General features: G+C 68.7%; 10 protein-coding genes. 5 read left to right on the top strand and 5 right to left on the bottom strand.

The window, feature by feature from the left end:
- Positions 1 to 250: 250 nt before the first annotated feature.
- The 5 genes from ACIOMQ_RS17350 to ACIOMQ_RS17330 all read left to right on the top strand — a co-directional run bounded on the left by ACIOMQ_RS17350 (position 251) and on the right by ACIOMQ_RS17330 (position 7,161).
- Positions 251 to 832, top strand: coding sequence for a glycoside hydrolase family 15 protein (locus ACIOMQ_RS17350; RefSeq protein ID WP_362198116.1), 582 nt, complete (start codon positions 251 to 253; stop codon positions 830 to 832).
- The gene (locus ACIOMQ_RS17345) at positions 829 to 2,259 is read left to right on the top strand and encodes a glucose-6-phosphate dehydrogenase (protein WP_401987835.1); all 1,431 of its coding nucleotides are present in this window, start codon (positions 829 to 831) and stop codon (positions 2,257 to 2,259) included. The genes ACIOMQ_RS17350 and ACIOMQ_RS17345 overlap by 4 nt, the downstream gene beginning before the upstream one ends.
- Positions 2,260 to 2,732: 473 nt before the next feature.
- A complete protein-coding gene (locus ACIOMQ_RS17340) occupies positions 2,733 to 5,000 on the top strand; it encodes a hypothetical protein (RefSeq protein ID WP_401940514.1) in 2,268 nt (755 codons plus the stop codon).
- 311 nt (positions 5,001 to 5,311) lie between these two features.
- Complete coding sequence (locus ACIOMQ_RS17335) at positions 5,312 to 5,449, top strand: hypothetical protein (protein ID WP_401940541.1); 138 nt, start codon at positions 5,312 to 5,314, stop codon at positions 5,447 to 5,449.
- A 128-nt stretch (positions 5,450 to 5,577) separates the two neighbouring features.
- On the top strand, positions 5,578 to 7,161 hold the full coding sequence (locus tag ACIOMQ_RS17330; protein ID WP_402189386.1) for a hypothetical protein: 1,584 nt from the start codon (positions 5,578 to 5,580) through the stop codon (positions 7,159 to 7,161).
- Between the two features lie 124 nt (positions 7,162 to 7,285).
- On the opposite strand, the gene ACIOMQ_RS17325 is transcribed toward ACIOMQ_RS17330, so the two are convergent.
- The 5 genes from ACIOMQ_RS17325 to ACIOMQ_RS17305 are packed head-to-tail and all read right to left on the bottom strand — an operon-like array spanning position 7,286 to position 16,050.
- Complete coding sequence (locus ACIOMQ_RS17325; protein WP_401268887.1) at positions 7,286 to 8,461, bottom strand: ComEC/Rec2 family competence protein; 1,176 nt, start codon at positions 8,459 to 8,461, stop codon at positions 7,286 to 7,288.
- A 3-nt stretch (positions 8,462 to 8,464) separates the two neighbouring features.
- On the bottom strand, positions 8,465 to 9,754 hold the full coding sequence (locus ACIOMQ_RS17320; RefSeq protein ID WP_402189384.1) for a hypothetical protein: 1,290 nt from the start codon (positions 9,752 to 9,754) through the stop codon (positions 8,465 to 8,467).
- Entirely contained in the window at positions 9,751 to 13,536 is a 3,786-nt protein-coding gene (locus ACIOMQ_RS17315; RefSeq protein ID WP_402189381.1) for a hypothetical protein, read from the bottom strand. Before ACIOMQ_RS17315 ends, ACIOMQ_RS17320 begins: the two co-directional genes overlap by 4 nt.
- Complete coding sequence (locus ACIOMQ_RS17310; protein ID WP_402189379.1) at positions 13,523 to 14,989, bottom strand: hypothetical protein; 1,467 nt, start codon at positions 14,987 to 14,989, stop codon at positions 13,523 to 13,525. The genes ACIOMQ_RS17315 and ACIOMQ_RS17310 overlap by 14 nt, the downstream gene beginning before the upstream one ends.
- The gene (locus ACIOMQ_RS17305) at positions 14,986 to 16,050 is read right to left on the bottom strand and encodes a polyprenyl synthetase family protein (protein ID WP_402189377.1); all 1,065 of its coding nucleotides are present in this window, start codon (positions 16,048 to 16,050) and stop codon (positions 14,986 to 14,988) included. The genes ACIOMQ_RS17310 and ACIOMQ_RS17305 overlap by 4 nt, the downstream gene beginning before the upstream one ends.
- Between the last annotated feature and the right edge of the window lie 2 nt (positions 16,051 to 16,052).

The raw sequence follows: 16,052 nt of genomic DNA, 5'->3' as shown, positions 1-16,052 counted from the left end.
TGGAATGCGCCTCTGCTGGAGCGGTCGGATCGCGATCCGGCACGATCCCTGGGAGCGTGAGCACGGGAGCGGCACGGCCGGCCACTGCCCGCCCGGCCGGAATCGGTCCGGTTCTGCGTTGCCGCCGTTCCACGTGACCGTGCTGCATTGCCAGGAGGGACGGAGCAGATGAAGTCCTTTGTGATGAAGGAAATCGGGCGCGTGGGTTTCTTGGAGAAGCCCGTCCCGCAGCCGGGTCCGGGCGACGCCGTTGTGCGGACGACTCGGGCCCTCGTCTGCACCTCCGACTCCCATACCGTGCAGGGCGGCATCGGCCCGCGGGTGTTGGCGCGCCTCGGCCGAACAGCTGCGCCGACTCGTCCTGGAGCAGTCCTGGGACGAGGACGCGCAGACCCTCAGCGCGCATCTGGACGGCGGCGGCATTCTGGACGCGAGCCTGCTCGCGCTCCCGCTGCGCCAGGTGGTGCCGGCTGATCACCCGCGGATGGTGGCGACCACAAGAGCCGTCGCCGAACGTCTGTCAGCAGGTGACGGGCTGCTCTACCGCTACCTGCACGAGGAGACCTCCGACGGCCTGCCCGGCGACGAGGGCGCCTTCGTCCTGCGCAGTTTCTGGCTGGTCGACAACCTGATCGGTCAGGGCCGGATCGAGGAGGCCGAAGAACTGTATGCCTCGTTGTGCGCCCGGACGAGTCCGCTGGGGCTGCTGTCGGAGCAGATCAACCCGTCCACAGGAGAGTTCATGGGCAACTTCCCTCAGGCGTTCAGCCACATCGGGGTCATCGCCAGTGGCGTGAACCTCACCCGAGCGAAGGCAGGCGCGCAAGGATGATCAACCGGCTCGCGATTTTCGGCGCGACAGGAGACCTCACCGCACGTTATCTGCTGCCGGCGTTGGCCGCCCTGCAGGCCGCAGGGCATCTCGGCAACCAGATGCAGGTGACGGGCGCAAGCAGGGAGGACTGGGACACCGATCGGTACCGGGAGTGGATCGCTGCCCAGTTCGACCGTCACGGCGGACCCTGTCCGTCCGGCGCCAAGGAGGCGATCGCGGCCTCGGCCCGCTATCTGCGCGCCGATGTCACCGACCCCGACGACGTCGCCGCAGCCATCGCCGGCGACGGACCCGTCGCCGTCTACCTCGCACTCCCCCCGGCGCTCTTCCCCGGCGTGGTCACCGCACTGCACGAGGCGGGTCTGCCCACCGGGAGCCGGATCGTGCTGGAGAAGCCGTTCGGCGAGGACCTGGCCGGCGCGCAGGAACTGAACCGGCTGCTCGCCGACCTCGTGCCGGAGCAGGCGGTGTTCCGGGTGGATCACTTCCTGGCCATGACGACCGTCCAGAACGTACTCGGCAGCCGCCTGGCCAACCGCGTGCTGGAACCCATCTGGAACAGCGTCCACATCGCCGAAGTGGAGATCATTTGGGACGAGACTCTCGCGCTGGAAGGCAGGGCCGGCTATTACGACCACGTCGGGGCGCTCAAGGACATGCTCCAGAACCACCTCCTGCAATTGCTCTGCCTGGTGGCCATGGAACCGCCGATCACTCTCGGTGAGCGGGATCTGCGCGACCGGAAGGTCGACGTGCTGCGCTCCGTGCGGTTCCTGACCGAGCACGACGTCGTGCATCGCACGCGCCGCGCGCGCTATCTGCCCGGCAGGATCGGTGACCGCGACATCCCGGCCTACGTCGACGAGGAAGGCGTGAACCCGCAGCGCCGTACCGAGACCTTCGCCGAAGTGGAACTGGAACTGGACAGCTGGCGCTGGGCCGGAACAACATTCCGGCTCCGCAGCGGCAAAGCACTCAAGGAGGACCGCAAGGAGGTCGCGGTGCGCTTCCGTTCCGTACCTCACCTGCCCTTCGGCCACAGCGGAGAGGCCCTGCCCAACGTCCTTCGCTTTGCGCTCGAACCGGAAGGGCTGACCCTGGATCTGACGGGCACCGGTGCCCACGCCCACGAGTTCGTTCCGCTCACGCTGACTGCTCGGACGGAACCCCAGGGCCTGCCCGCCTACGGCCGGCTCCTGCTGGATGTCCTGACGGGGAATCCCGCCCTGTTCATCCGGGGCGACGAGGCCGAGGGGGCGTGGCGGGTCGTCGAGCCCGTACTCTCCGCCTGGGAGAGGGACCTCGTTCCGCTGGAGGAGTACCCGGCCGGCTCGCAGGGCCCGCCCCCGCGCCGGGGGGACGGAGACGGCCGGCGACGGGAAGACATGCTCGACGATCAAGCAGCCACGCCGGACGACATCTGACGGCCACCCCGGTCCACCCACCGGGGCGCACCGGCCGCTTCGCGCCGATACCGCCGCCCGGCTCAACGACAACCGTGCCGAGCCCCTCGCACCGGACGAGCAGGGAGCCACGCTTGACGCGGGGCCGACACCCGACCTGACCGCCGAGGCAGCCATGAAACTGCTGCCACGTCACGAGAAACCATGAACGCCCCACTGCGGCAACGGTCGGCCTCGGCGCCGCGGACCGGGCAGACCCGACCTGGGCGGGAACGTGAAGGCCCCGCACCAGACCGTGCAAGGACCCGGTGTGCCCGCCGCCGTGACACTGCCACGGGACGCACCGGGGTGGGAGAGGAGGTCAGGCACCACGCCAGACCGGCCCACTGCCCGGAGGGACGTACCGCCAGGTGAGGTCCACCGCGACACCCATTGGGTCATATGACGGTCTGTCACGGAGACCGAGGCGTACAGTGACTGCTACTTGTGCAGGCATGAAACGAAGAAAGTACTCACCGTCGTCCGGTCGACGCGCGCCGCGCGCGCGGACTGTGCGACTCGCCGCGGCGGCACTGGCGCTCGTCGTTGGCACTGGAGCGCCGCTGGCGCTGGACGTCGGCGCCCAGGCCCAGCCGCGTGCCGCGGGGACTCCCCTGGTCGATGAGACGTTCACGCAGGCCACGGCCCCGGAGTTCACCGGTGTGGGGTCGGCCTGTCTCACCGGCGCCCCGGCCGCCGCCGCGCCGGGTCCGGGGGACCACCCGCTGGGCGGTTGTCCGGAAGGGGTCGGGCCGGTGCCGCCCTCCAACGGAGCGCCGCACGGTTACCTGCGACTGACGGACGCCTCGAACGACCAGGCGGGAGCCGTCCTCTACAATCACGCGCTGCCCGCCAACCAGGGCCTCGACGTCACCTTCGACCAGTGGCAGTACGGAAGTACGACCCCGGCCACCCCCGCCGACGGCATCTCGTTCTTCCTGGTGAACGGTGACGGCGCGCTGACCCACCCGGGCGCCTTCGGCGGCAGCCTCGGGTACGCGCAGAAGCTCCCCGACGACGACCCCACCGCCACGTTCCTGCCCGGTGTGGACCGTGGCTACCTGGGCGTGGGGCTCGACGTCCTCGGGAACTACTTCGGAGACTGGGAGCACCGCGGGAACGGCTGCGCCAACCGTTCGCCCGCCGGGACGGGGTTCCGCATTCCCGCTCCCGGGGCCAACATGGTCACGGTGCGCGGCCCCGGCGACGGGATCGAGGGCTACTGCTTCCTGACCGCCACCACCAGCAACTTCACCACCACCGGGCCCTGGCCGTCGACGCTTCCCGGAAACCTGCAGGGACCGCTGACCGCGCTGCCGCCGGGAGCCACCCCCGCCGAGGCCGAGGCACTGCTCGAACCGTCGCGCCGCCGGGTCCACGTGCAGCTCACCCCGGCCCCCAACCCAGTGCTCACCGTGTCGGTCGACTTCAACGACGGTACCGGCTTCCACCAGGTGCTCAGCACGCCCGCTCCGCAACCGGTGCCCCCCACCTACAAGTTCGGATTCGCCGCCTCGACGGGTCTGTTCACCGATGTCCACCTCATCCGCAACGTGGTCGTCACCAGTGACCAGCCGCTGCCGCAGTTGAACCTCGTCAAGCAGGTCAGGCAGCCGCTGCCCGGTGACCTGGTGGCCGGGTCGAAGGTGCCGTACGACTTCGTGGTCACCAACTCGGGCGCGACGGACATCACCGGCCTCGCCGTCACCGACCCGAAGATCGGCCCGGTGACCTGTCCCACGACGACGCTGGCGAGCGGTCAGACGGTCACCTGCACCGCCACCTATACGGTCACGGCCGCCGATGTGGCGCACGGTTCCATCGACAACACGGCCATCGCGACGGGCACGTCGAACGGCGAGACGGTCACGTCGCCGCCGTCGTCGCAGAGCGTGCCGATCGAACAGCCGCCCGGTCTCGTCGTGGAGAAGAAGGCCGAGACGCCCGGCCCCTACTCCGTCGGGCAGACGGTCACCTTCTCCTACACCGTCCGCAACACGGGCGGGGTGGAGCTGACCGATGTCGCGGTGAACGACGACCATGTCACCGGCATCACCTGCCGATCGACCACATTGGCCCCGTCGGAGAGACCCGGCGACACCACCACCTGCACCGGCACGTACACGATCACCGCGGCTGACGGTACGGCCGGCTCCGTCACCAACACCGCCACGGCGACCGGTAGGGCGGACGGCGAGACCGTCACCTCTCCGGAGACCCAGCTGACGCTGCCGGTCGGGGCCCCGCACATCACCCTGAAGAAGCGTGTTGTCACGCCCGGTCCGTACACCGTCGGGAAGAAGGTGCAGTACTCCTACACCGTCACCAACACGGGCAGCACAACGTTGCACAACGTGCTGGTCAGCGACGACCGCGTCACCAATATCACCTGCGACTCGACCACGCTGGCGCCGGGTGCCAGTACGACCTGCCACGGTACGTACACCATCACTCAGGCCGACGCCAACGCCTGCAAGAAGACCAAGGCCGGCGGCGGTGACGGCAAGCTCTGTCCCGTCACCAATGTGGCGGTGGCGGCGGGAACCGACCCGCAAGGGAACCAGATCGCCAGCAAGCCCGCCAAGGTCACCATCGACATCAGCAAGCCGCGGCCCCCCAAGCCCCCGCACCACAAGCCGCCGCACAAGAAGCCCGTACACAAGAAGCCCGCGCACAAGAGGTCCCAGAGCGAGGAGGGATCCATCAGCCAGGACCAAGCCTGACAGCAAGCAGGAAACCCGATGGCCCGGTAAGTCCGAGGGTCGGCGGAATCCTGTTTCGTAGGCCGCGTTCACCTCGCGCCCCGCCCGGAATGTCCGGAGCGGGGCGCGAGGCGCGTCCCCGGCCCACGGGACCTGCCGACCTGCCGACCTGCGGCGCGATCCTCGAAGCAGTCTCGACATGCCTGTCATGGTGGCCCCGCGCACACCCGGACCGAGAACTATGGTGTCCCACCACATACGCCTCTGACCTGCGCGTTCCTACGGTGTGGCGACACGAAACCGTCCCCGCCAACCGTCCGGAAGTGGCACTCATGGCTGCCTCGGCATCCGCCCCGCCGACCACCCTCTCGCTCAAGCACATCGTCGCCGCAAGTCTCATCGGGACCACCATCGAGTGGTACGACAACTCATCCGATCAGAGCTACGACCTGCTGTTTTCCCGCCACTGACCCGCCGAATTCAGCACCGAACCAGCACCGGAGATTCTCGTCGGAGACATCCGTCTCTGGGCGGGAGCAATGAGCGACGGCACGCAGGTCTACGACCCGACGCGTACAAGCCGGTCGACAGCTACAGCATGACCTACCAGTTCCTGGACGGCGCGGACATCGGCAACCCGTCCGACAAGACCCTCACCCTCAAGACACTCCAACGCACCGGGAAGAACGGCGGCACCATCACCGTGCCGCCGGTGGAGTTCGGCTACCACATGCGGCCCAACCGCGTGGAGTCCGACGGCGACAAAATCGTTCCGCTGACCCGCCCCCGCATCAACACCATCACCACCGAGACCGGCGCCATCACCACGGTCACCCTCTCCGGCCCGGAGTGCGTCCGTGGCAGCAAGATGCCCAAGGCCGAGGACGACAACAGCCTGTCCTGCTACCCCGTGTACTGGCCCGCCAACGGCGGCGACCCGCAACTGGACTGGTTCCACAAGTACAACGCCATCTCCGTGTCCACCTCGGATCCAGCCGGCCAGAACGAGGCCGTGGAGAATTCCTACACCTACGAGAACCCCGGCTGGCACTACAACGACGACCCCTTCACGCCCGAGGACGAGCGCACCTGGTCCAGCTGGCGCGGCTACCGCAAGGTCACGATCTACACCGGTGACACCAGGCACCCGCAGTCCAAGACGGTTCGTCAGTACATGCAGGGCATGCACGGCGACAAACGCCTGAACACCACAACCACACGCACCGCCGTTGTCCCCGGCATCGACGTGGCAGGCCTGGACGTTTCGGACGCCACCGACTACGACCAGTACGCAGGGTTCCTGCGCCAGGAACTCACCTACAACGGCACCGAGCCCGTCTCCGTTACGGTCAACAACATCTGGGGCAAGGAAACCGCCAGCCAACAACGGCCCTACGCCCACACCAAGGCCTACTTCATCCGCACCGGCCGCACCTACGCCTACACCTACCTGCCCATCAGCAACACCTGGCGGCGCAGCTACACCTCACACACCTACGACAACACCTACGGCCTGGTCACCCAGACCGAAGCCATCGGCGACCAGGCCAAGACCGGGGACGATACCTGCACCCGCGTCTGGTACGCACGCAACCCCGACAAGGGCCTCACCAGCCTCGTCTCCCGCACCCGAGTCATCGGGTCTGCCTGCCTGGACTCCGCCGGGGCTGACATCACCGACGACAAACTGAACCTTCCGGCGAACTCCAAGACCCGCGGAGACGTGCTCTCCGACGCCGCCGTCGTCTACGACGACGCTGCCGCCACCGGCTGGTCCGCCACGCAGACACCGACCCGCGGCATCGCCACCTGGACCGGCAGAGCCAAGGCATACCCGGCCGCGATCAGTACGAACGACCGCACCCCTGCCCTCAACGGCGGCTGGCAGACGGTCACCAAGACCACGTACGACACCCTCGGACGTCCCCTTGGCATCACGGACGCCAAGGGCAACGCCACCACCACGACGTACTACCCCGCAGCGGCCGGCCCGCTCACCTCCACCGTCGTCGCCGCCCCCAAGCTCGCCTCCAACGGCCAGTCCCACAAGACGTACACCTACGTCGACCCGGCACGCGGATCGGTCACCAGCACCCTCGACGCCAACGTCAAGAAGACCGAGAACACCTACGACGGCACTGTCACGTTCAAGCGGCTTGGGCGACGGGTGGATGGAGGGTGAAGTGGATCACCAGGTCCGAGCTGCCCCGTCTGCACGCTTTCATCCGGGGCCTGGAACGAGACCACGACGCCGTCATCGCCGGTCTCACACTCCCATACAGCAGGAGCCGGCGGGTTGGCTGCGATCACCCTTGTGGCAACGCACCAGGTGTGTCCGTCAGCGGCTGCCTTCGTCGGTCGGGTTCGCGGGCCCGACCGCTCACCTCCGGTTCGGCGAGTGGTTCAAGGTTCGGGTCAGGGTCGAGCCGAACCGCCGGAAACCGGATGGCCGGGCGTCGGTTCCAGGGAGCGTTGGCAACCATCGAGCGCAGCAGCGGGTGGGGTTCCGCTTGCGCGAGCTCGTAGGCCGTCGTCGTACTGGCCAGGAGCCGCCAGTTCGTGCCGTCGGAGATGAAGCGCACGTCGCCGTTGGTGGCGGTGGTCAGGATCGTCTCGGTGGTGTCCCAGACCGTGTACGGGAATCCCTTGCCCACCGAACAGGTCACGTTGTGGCTGACGGCCCCGTCGAGGCAGTACTTGCCCAGCAGGGTGGTCTTCGCGCAGTTGGGATGAGCGTAGGACATGTTCGCTCCGCTCGCCGAAATCACGGCAACGTCGGGGTCCAGCTTTTCGGCAAACGGCTTTCCCGTCGACTCGGCGGCACCGTGGTGGCCGGGCATCAGGACGGTGCACTGGGAGAGGTATTTCTTCGAGACCTTGCGCAGGATGAACGTCTCGGTGTTGGTGTCCGCGTCGCCGGGGAGGACCACCGCTTGCTTGCCGAAGCGGATCATCAGGACGATGCTCTTGCTGTTCGTCGTCCTGCCGAAGTTGGCGGCCAGCGCCATCACCTGGGCCGCACCGGTCGTCGTCGCCGACCCGAAGTCGGCGTCCGGCTGGGGCACGCAGTAGTTCGGCGGGTACCGGAAGACGTGCTGGTCCTTCTTCCCCTCCTGTCGGTTGATCCATTTCTGGACGTCGTCGCTGTAGCTCTTGATCGAGCCGCCGAAGTGCACGTAGGTCGGCTTGGCCGCCTCCGCGATGTAGGGGACGAAGGCGGTGTGGTCGTCGTCGCCGTGGCTGAGCACCACGGTCCTGATGCGGTTGCCGCCGGTGACGGACGTGATGTAGCTCTGCACATGCGTGAACGGCCAGCCTTTGGTGCTCGTCGCCTGTGAGCCGCAGTCGACCAGCATGAACCCGCCGTCCGGGAAGGAGACGAGGACGGCGTTGCCCTGCCAGGTGTTGATGAAGTCGACGACGAGCTTGGGGCCCGGGCCGAGACTCGTCCCGCTGGTGCGAATGAGCTTGGTGGGTGGCATAGTTCAGCCTCCGGTGATCCGGGCCGTGCCCTCGATCGACGTCAGGCCGGCGAACGTCGCGAAGTGAACGTCGGTCGGCGTGACGGCGAGGCGCACGCCGCTGGTGTCGATGAACACGCTCGGCAGGACCGTCACCGGGAAGACGAGCCCCTCGAACGCCATGGTGATGAGCGGGGAGAACACCGCCGTGACCGCCTGCAGCAGCGGCACGGTGAGCGCCGAGAGCAGCCATTCGATCGGACTGCCGTCGGGGCTGATGAGCAGCACGAACGTGTTGACGTGCTGGGTTCTCGCGCTCACCCGGGTGCCGCTCAGTTCGAGGCCGATCGTGCCGGTCGGCGGCGGTGCCGCGTACAGCGTGTAGTTCACGCCGAAGGTGGTGCACCCGATCGTGATGCCGGCCCGTACGTTGCCGGTGATCGCCGCGGAGAACGTGAACTGCGGCGCGCCCCGGCCGGCGAGGCCGACGTCGATCGCGGCGATGCGTGCCGTCGCCGCGTACTGGGCGGTGCCGATGCCGATGTCGACGCTCCCGCTTTCGCCGAACGGCTTGCCGACCATGGACCGCACGCCCGCACGGCCGATCGCTAGCTTGGCGTCGTCGCTCAGCACCGCGAAGAACTGGCTCTGCGGCCAGTTCTCGGGGTACGGCGGCGTGGGCACCGGTCTTCCCGACAGCGCGGCGAGGGCGACGACGTGCCGGGGTGTCACGTCGGCGGCCGGTGGGGTGAGGCCGACGCCGGCGAAGGTCAGTGGCGGCAGGTCGATTCCCGGCAGCATCTCCTGGGCGACCTTGACCGCCTCGGGCAGGATGATGTTGTTGAGGAACCAGTCGTCGGTGGGGTTGCCGGTGGTCCCGGTCGCCTTCAGCGGACGCAGCGTCATATGCGCGCCGAACGAGTCGATCTGCACGTACAGGACGACCTTCACCGGGACGGTGGCGTGCTCGCCGCCGCCCTCGATGCTCATCGTCATCTCGTTGGCGACGACCTGGAACGTGGTGTGCGCCAGTGTCGCGGCATAGGCGTCGATCAACTGCTCGACGGTGAGGCCCGAAGGGGGCTCCAGATGCGTGCGCAGGTGCCGGGCGAGGAGGTGGCGTCCTTCGGGCGGAGGGCCGAGCACCACGGTCGGCGGCGCCTTCACATCCCACGAGACGACGAACTCCAGACCCGCCTTCTCGACGCGCTGTGACCCGGTGAACACCCGGGGATACAACTCGCGATAGACGGCCGCCATGGCCTGCGACATGGCCGCCTCGTCGAGCCCCACCGCGACGTCGAACGGGGTCATCGTCCGCCTCCCGGCCGACGGGTCGCATCGCCGCCGTAGATCACGAATTCGTTCGTCGCCACGGCGCAGGTGTCGCCGACCGCCCGAAGGGCGGCCAGCGCCACCTCGTAGCTCACCCCCAGCACCGCCATAAGGGCTTCGAGCATGTCCGCGAAGCCGAGCCGTGCGATGTCGGCGAGGTAGCCGGCCATCTTCACCACGTCGTCGACGCCGAACACGTGATAGAGCACTTCGGCGATCTCGAGGGCGCTCTGGCCGGCCCAGATGAGGCCGTCGGCCAGTGCCTTGACGTACTTGGCGACATCGGCCAGCAGATCGGCGAAGAACGTCTTCGGATGGTCCGTGATCCATGCGACGATCTGGTTCCACAGGTCGGCGAGCATGTTTGCGACCTGGGTGGCGTCGAGCGAGAACTTCGGGTGGAAGTTGAGCGAGCCCCAGTTGAGATTGAGGTCGAGGGCGACGCTCGCCTGGGTCGTCTTCAGGACGAGGTCGATCATCAGCGTCGCGTTCGGCCCCTCGACGACGACCGGCGGCAGCACCTGCCAGCCGTCGATCTTCACACCGTTCGGGAAGTTCAGCGAGAAGTCGAACGAGCCTTTCGCGTGCCCCTCGAACCCCGAACTCTTCGAGAACGACGCCGTGAACCCGGCGCGGAACAGTTTCGCCAGCAGGGTGTGGAAGTTGACCTCGAACCCGTCGGCGGTGACCGATCCGGAGAACGACTCGTCCACGCCGAGCACCCGCAGCGCGCCCGACGCCGTGAAGTACGCCTTGTCGGACCCGCCGGCGGTGAGAACGGCGTACGGGTTGACCGGCATGACCGCGTACGTCACCCCGTCGGGCAGCGGGCGGGCGTGCCGGAACGTGATCTCGTCGATGCGGCTGCGGACGGGGATGCCGGTCAGCGCACTGGTGTCGATCCGCATCCGCGGGCCCTTCGTCCCCTCGGCGTCGGAGATCTTCAGGAGGCCCTCGATCTCGATCGGCTTACTCAGGGCGCCGTCGGCGAGGATTCCGCGCTTCTTGTCCACCTCCAGCTTGAGGGCGAGTTGCCAGTCGTAGAGCGTCAGGTCCGCGTCGATGCCGATCCCGGCCGGGTAGTAGCCGCCGGGGCCGGTCCAGCCGGCCGGGTTCCCGACGATGTAGAAGGCGAGCTTGGTGAACGCGAGGCCGTCGAGGAGCGGTACGTCCGACAGGTCGAGCGAGGTGAACTGCTTGACCAGGTCCGTCACCTTCAGCGGCCGATGCGACACCGACTCCAGTGCGCAGACGAACGCGTCCGGCACCTCGAAGTCCTTCACGTCGCCGCCGACCGTGAACTGGAACTGCGTCGCGGGGTCGTCGCCGATGACGAAGGTGCCGAGCACGCCGACGCCCAGGCCCTCCGCGTCGAGCGAGACGGCGAGCCCGAACGTGCGGACCGTCAGGCCGGTGATGCCGAAGGGGTGTTCCCAGTCGGCGACGCTGATGGCGAACGTCGCGCTCGTCGGCGGCCCGAGCTTGACGGCGCCGACGCCGCGCAGCGTCAGCAACTCCCCGAACATCACGAAGCGGGCGCCGGCGGTGATCGAGAATTCGCCCGCGCCGGGCTTCATGGCGACTTCGAGGCCGGTGAAGCTGACCGCGTTCCGACCCGCGTCACCCGGCAGGGACGCCTTGATCTCGGAGTCGACGATGTTCGAGGGGTCGATGCGCGCGTACAGGTCCAGTTCGAGGTCGTGGTCGAAGAGGTCGCGCAGCAGCGAGAAGACGTCGCCCTTGAGCTCGACGGAGCTGAAGAACGTCACCCCGGGCTGGATCACCGGCGGCACATAGGGCAGGCGGTCGAAGCCCGGCAGGGTGAACTGCTGGTCGGTGATCGAGGACAGGATCAGGCCCGCGTCCTGGACGTCGATCACGTCCATGACGCTGCGCAGCCCGCTCCAGAGCCGGTCGGGCTTCCACCCGGGCTGGACCACCAGGCCGGCGGCGAAGCCTGTCCTCCCGTCCGTGCCACGGCGCACTTCGAACGCCAGCGCGGCCTGGCCGATGTCCTGGACGTCGACCGTCGTGGCGAGGTCGAAGCGGTAGGCCGTCGTGCCGGTCAGCCGCCGCGTCCGGCCGGCGGCCGCCTCCATGCGCAGCCGCACCAGCGAATCGCGCAGGACGATCTGCGGCACTCCCTCGGAGTTCGGGACCCCGCCCCCGGTGAGCACCGTCCCCAGCCGAGTGAGGTCGATCTCGGGGAAGGTGCCCTGCAGCACGAAGTCCGCGCCGGGCATCTTCCAGTCGGCGAAGAACCGCGCGATCTCCGTGTCGTCCTCGGCGAAGAGGACGGCGCTCGCCGCGATCTCGCCGCTGAAGCCGCTCGCCGGCGCGGCGCCGTCGTACCCCAGGGCCAGCGAGGCCTGTTCGAGCTGGAACCGCGCGATCCCGATCGGGATCTTCCAGTCGCTTGAGACGGCGAGTTGGAACGCGTATTGCTGCTGCGCGAAGTCGGCGGCCACATAGAGGTCGTCCAGGGCGATCGCGGGAAACGACGTGACGCTCGGGACGAACTTCTCGACGATCCGTGCCAGCGGGATCGGTTCGTCCGGCTCGACGCTCCCGGTGAAGACCATCTCCGGGTACGCGGCGGTGATCGACACCGGGATGTCGCGCAGGAAGGTGAACGTGCCGCTCAGCAGCGCGGTGACGGCCGGGGTGTCGGCCGGGCTGTCGACCATGAAGTCGACGTTGACGTCCGGGATCTCGACCCAGTCCGGCACGACGGTGATCGGCTTGGTGGTGCCGACGCCGAGTCCGATCGCCGCGAGCGACAGCGGTTCGAGGCCGATGTGGACGCTGAGGTCGCGCAGACCGACGTAGGAGCCGATCTCGAAGACACCGTCGAGCATCGTGCCGATCGGCGCGCCCCGGACGAAGTCCTGCAGCTCGCTCATCGCGTACTGGCTGATCCCGCGCAGGTCGGCGCCGAACGTCAGCATGGTGCCGACGCCCGTGAAGCGCAGCGACACGGGGATCGGCGGGGCGCTGCCGATCTGCACCTCGGAGACGAACTGCAGGTAGGTCTCGAACGGTGGGGGCGGGACCTGGATCTTTCCGGCCCCGGACGGCTGCGCCGAGACGGCGGTGAACACCAGCGGCAGGTCGAGCCCCTGGATCGGAAGCGGTGTGACGGGAGCCGCCCGTAGTTGCATGAGCGGCGCGGTTTCCGGGCCGGTGATCGCGCCGTCGAGGTCGTTCAGCCGTAGACCCGTCAGGTTCCCGAGCGCGCCGAGGACGCCTTCCAGTTCCAGCGTGGCGGCGGAGAATGTCAGGCCCACCGCGACCGCCGGAGTGCCGTCCGTGGCGGCCCGTTCGATCGAGCTGTACCAGAAGGCAGGCGCGTCGAAAACGAGTTGGGTGAGGACCGACCGCTGCTCGCTCCAGACCGGGAAGGCGTTGCCGAGGTTCCAGGCCACGAGGGGGCGCGGCTGGTCGAGGGGCGGCAGCTCGGCGAGCAGGCTCGGCAGCCCCGCGTCGGCGAGGTCGAAGGAGACCTTCAGCCGGGCCGGCGCGAGGCCGAGCAGCAGGTCCATGGTGCCCGTCAGGACGACGGCCGAGCCCTCGATCCGCGGGTCGTCGGGGGCTCGCAGCACCCAGTAACCGTCGGTCAGGGGGAACGAGTCGGTGATGAGGGAGGCGATCGCAGGGGATCCGAGGTAGTCGGGGGCCATGGCGAAACGGCGGTCCTCGCTGCTGCCCGTGATGCATCCCTGGACGGCGGTGAGCAGTTCCTGCAAGTCATGAGGTGGCATGCCGCTCCTGAAGCCCGAGTTCCTTCAGACCGGCGTTCAGCGCGTCGCTGAGATGGCCGAGCACGGCCCTGCCGTTCAGGCCGGCGTTCAACTTGCTGATGAGCAGGTCCTGGAACATCGGGGTGTTCGCGATCCAGTTCGTGACCTTGTCGTAAAGGCCCGGCTGGCTGTTGAACCCGTCCTTGTTGCCGAGGATGATGCGCAGCGCCCCGATCCTGAGGGTGATCGAGTTCGCCTGCGCGAACAGTTTGTTGTCGGAGGTCGCGGTGAACGTGGCGGCCACGGTCAGCGAGAGCGCTTGGGCTTGGTCGCTGAACGTCCCGCGGACGTTGAACCAGTCGTCGGCGGACCGAGCGCGCGGTGCGCGAGCGGCGTGGGCTCGCAGTGCGCGGTCGCGGTCGAGCGGCCACGGCTGTACGTGGTCGACGACCTCCTCGCTGTCCGGCGCGTGCACCGGGATGCCGGGCAGCCCGAGGGTGGTGAGCTGTTCGTTCGACAATTGTTCGGCCGAGGCCACGTAGTCCATGATCTTCTGAGTGTCGTGCTCGCCCGGGTTGTTCCGCTGATATGCCTTGACCTGGGCGTTGAACTGCGCCATCGCGTTCTGAAGGTCGGCGAACTCGTTGCCCGGTTCCAGCGCCAGGCCCGCCTGCTCGCGCATCTGCTGCACGGCCATGTTGAGGTAGGTGTACGTCTTGAACCCGCCGGCGTACTGCGGGCTGTCGCCGATCTTCGGCGGCTGTCCGGGTGGATCCTCACCGGACTCCTGCTGCTGGTAATAGCCGGTGGAGGCGGTCACCGCGTCGGCGCTCATCTTCTGCTGGGAGAGCACTTGCCGGTACAGCCCGGCCGCCGGGACCTCGGACGCCGGCGCGGTCGTCACCGACTCGATCGTGTCCTCGTGCAGGTAGTACGTCCCGACGAGGACCTTGCCGTTCTCCGATTGTCCCAGGCCGTTCGGGTCGTCGCGGTACCACGTCGCGAGTTCGAGCCGCGGGTCGGCACTGTCGCCGGCACTGGACGGCGGGTTGCCGAGCAGCGTCGCCGCGGTCGCCAGGGCGCACCCCGTGAGGCCCGACGCGCCGACGTCGTAGGCGCCGGAGAACAAGATCCGCCCGAACCGGAGCGTCAGGGTGACGTCCGTGGCGGTGGAGCTCACCGGCCGGCACTCGGCGGTGCCGTCGGTGAACGTGTCCAGGCCGCTGAGCACCGTCGCGGACATGGCGATGCCGAGGTGCTCGGTCGCCCAGTCGAACATCGTCTGCTCGGGGATGTCGCCGATCGAGACGACGGGGAACGGGGGGATGTCGATGCCCAGGGCCGGGACGCGCAGTCCGTCCCGGATGATCGAGCCGAGGTACCACTGGCCCGAGGCGGGCGAGTTCAGCAGTTGCCACAGGCGGGCGACGAGATCGCAGTCGGTGTTGTCGCCCGCGCCGGGGAGGAGCGTCATGGCCGGGGGTGTCCTTTCTCGGGCGAGCAGGCGGTCGCGGTGCCGTAGGAGTCCAGGAACGGCTGGTCAACGAGGTGGGCGGCCAGCGCGTCGAGCGCGTCGCGGTGCGGGCCGCCGGGGAGCAGCGCGAGTTCGGCCCGGGCGGTGGTGACGATCGCGCGCGCGTCCCCGAGCGCGCGGACCCAGCCGTTCCCGTGGCGCAGGAGCCGGATGCCGTCCTCCAGCTCGTCCTCGGACAGCGGCCGTCCGTCGGTGATGCCGTGGAGCGGGTGGTCGCCGGGCAGGTCGTCGAGGGTGTAGAGCAGCGGCAGGGAGAGGCGGCCCTGCCGCAGGTCCGTGAGCGGCTCCTTGCCGGCGGCCGACTCGGGCCGTACGACGTCCAGGACGTCGTCGACGACCTGGAAGGCGCGGCCGAGCCACCCGCCGAAGCGCCGAAGACCACCCACCACCGAAGGCAGCCCGCCGGCCAGGCGCGCGCCGCTTTCACACGCGAAGGCGACGAGCCGCCCGGTCTTCCGGTCGACGGTCCGGAAGTAGCGGCGCACGAGTTCGGAGCGGTCACCCGGCCCCGCCGCCAGCATCTCGTCGAGCTGGCCGCGGCACATCTCCTCGCCCGAGGCGAGGAAGTCGCGCATGAGGGCGATGTCCTCGCGGGTCTCCACGTGGGCCGACATGGTCCGGGTGGCCTGCACCCACTGCAGGTCGCCGATGATCAGCGCCAGTTCGTAGCCGCGGGAGGCGCTCACCGTGGGCATGCCGCGACGCGTGGGCGCCCGGTCGACGATGTCGTCGTGGATGAGCGACCCGACGTGCGCGAGCTCCAGCGAGACCGCGGCCGCCACGGCCTTCTCGGGCAGCACGTCGACCGGCGTGCGCGCGGCGGCGTGCGCGCTGAGCAGGAGCAGTAACGGACGCAGGCGCTTGCCGCCGCGGTGGAACGCGAGCTCGGCGTCGGAGAGGTACGAGCGCTGTCCGTCGAGGAGATCCTCAAGCCGCGCGTCGAGCGCCGCCACCTCCGCCGCCACCAGCGAGCGCGCCCGGCTGTAGGGGTGTGTGACCACGG

The organism is Streptomyces sp. NPDC087845, from assembly GCF_044742755.1.
In the GTDB taxonomy this organism is placed as follows: domain Bacteria; phylum Actinomycetota; class Actinomycetes; order Streptomycetales; family Streptomycetaceae; genus Streptomyces.
The sequence above is the reverse complement of the archived record's forward strand: the minus strand, read 5'-3'. Positions and strand labels throughout refer to the sequence as shown.

Excerpts from the sequence above, each read along its gene's own strand:
- ACIOMQ_RS17345 (WP_401987835.1), top strand. The coding sequence starts at position 829 with ATGATCAACCGGCTCGCGATTTTCGGCGCGACAGGAGACCTCACCGCA.
- ACIOMQ_RS17340 (WP_401940514.1), top strand. The coding sequence starts at position 2,733 with ATGAAACGAAGAAAGTACTCACCGTCGTCCGGTCGACGCGCGCCGCGC.
- ACIOMQ_RS17335 (WP_401940541.1), top strand. The coding sequence starts at position 5,312 with ATGGCTGCCTCGGCATCCGCCCCGCCGACCACCCTCTCGCTCAAGCAC.
- ACIOMQ_RS17330 (WP_402189386.1), top strand. The coding sequence starts at position 5,578 with ATGACCTACCAGTTCCTGGACGGCGCGGACATCGGCAACCCGTCCGAC.
- ACIOMQ_RS17325 (WP_401268887.1), bottom strand. The coding sequence starts at position 8,461 with ATGCCACCCACCAAGCTCATTCGCACCAGCGGGACGAGTCTCGGCCCG.
- ACIOMQ_RS17320 (WP_402189384.1), bottom strand. The coding sequence starts at position 9,754 with ATGACCCCGTTCGACGTCGCGGTGGGGCTCGACGAGGCGGCCATGTCG.
- ACIOMQ_RS17315 (WP_402189381.1), bottom strand. The coding sequence starts at position 13,536 with ATGCCACCTCATGACTTGCAGGAACTGCTCACCGCCGTCCAGGGATGC.
- ACIOMQ_RS17310 (WP_402189379.1), bottom strand. The coding sequence starts at position 14,989 with ATGACGCTCCTCCCCGGCGCGGGCGACAACACCGACTGCGATCTCGTC.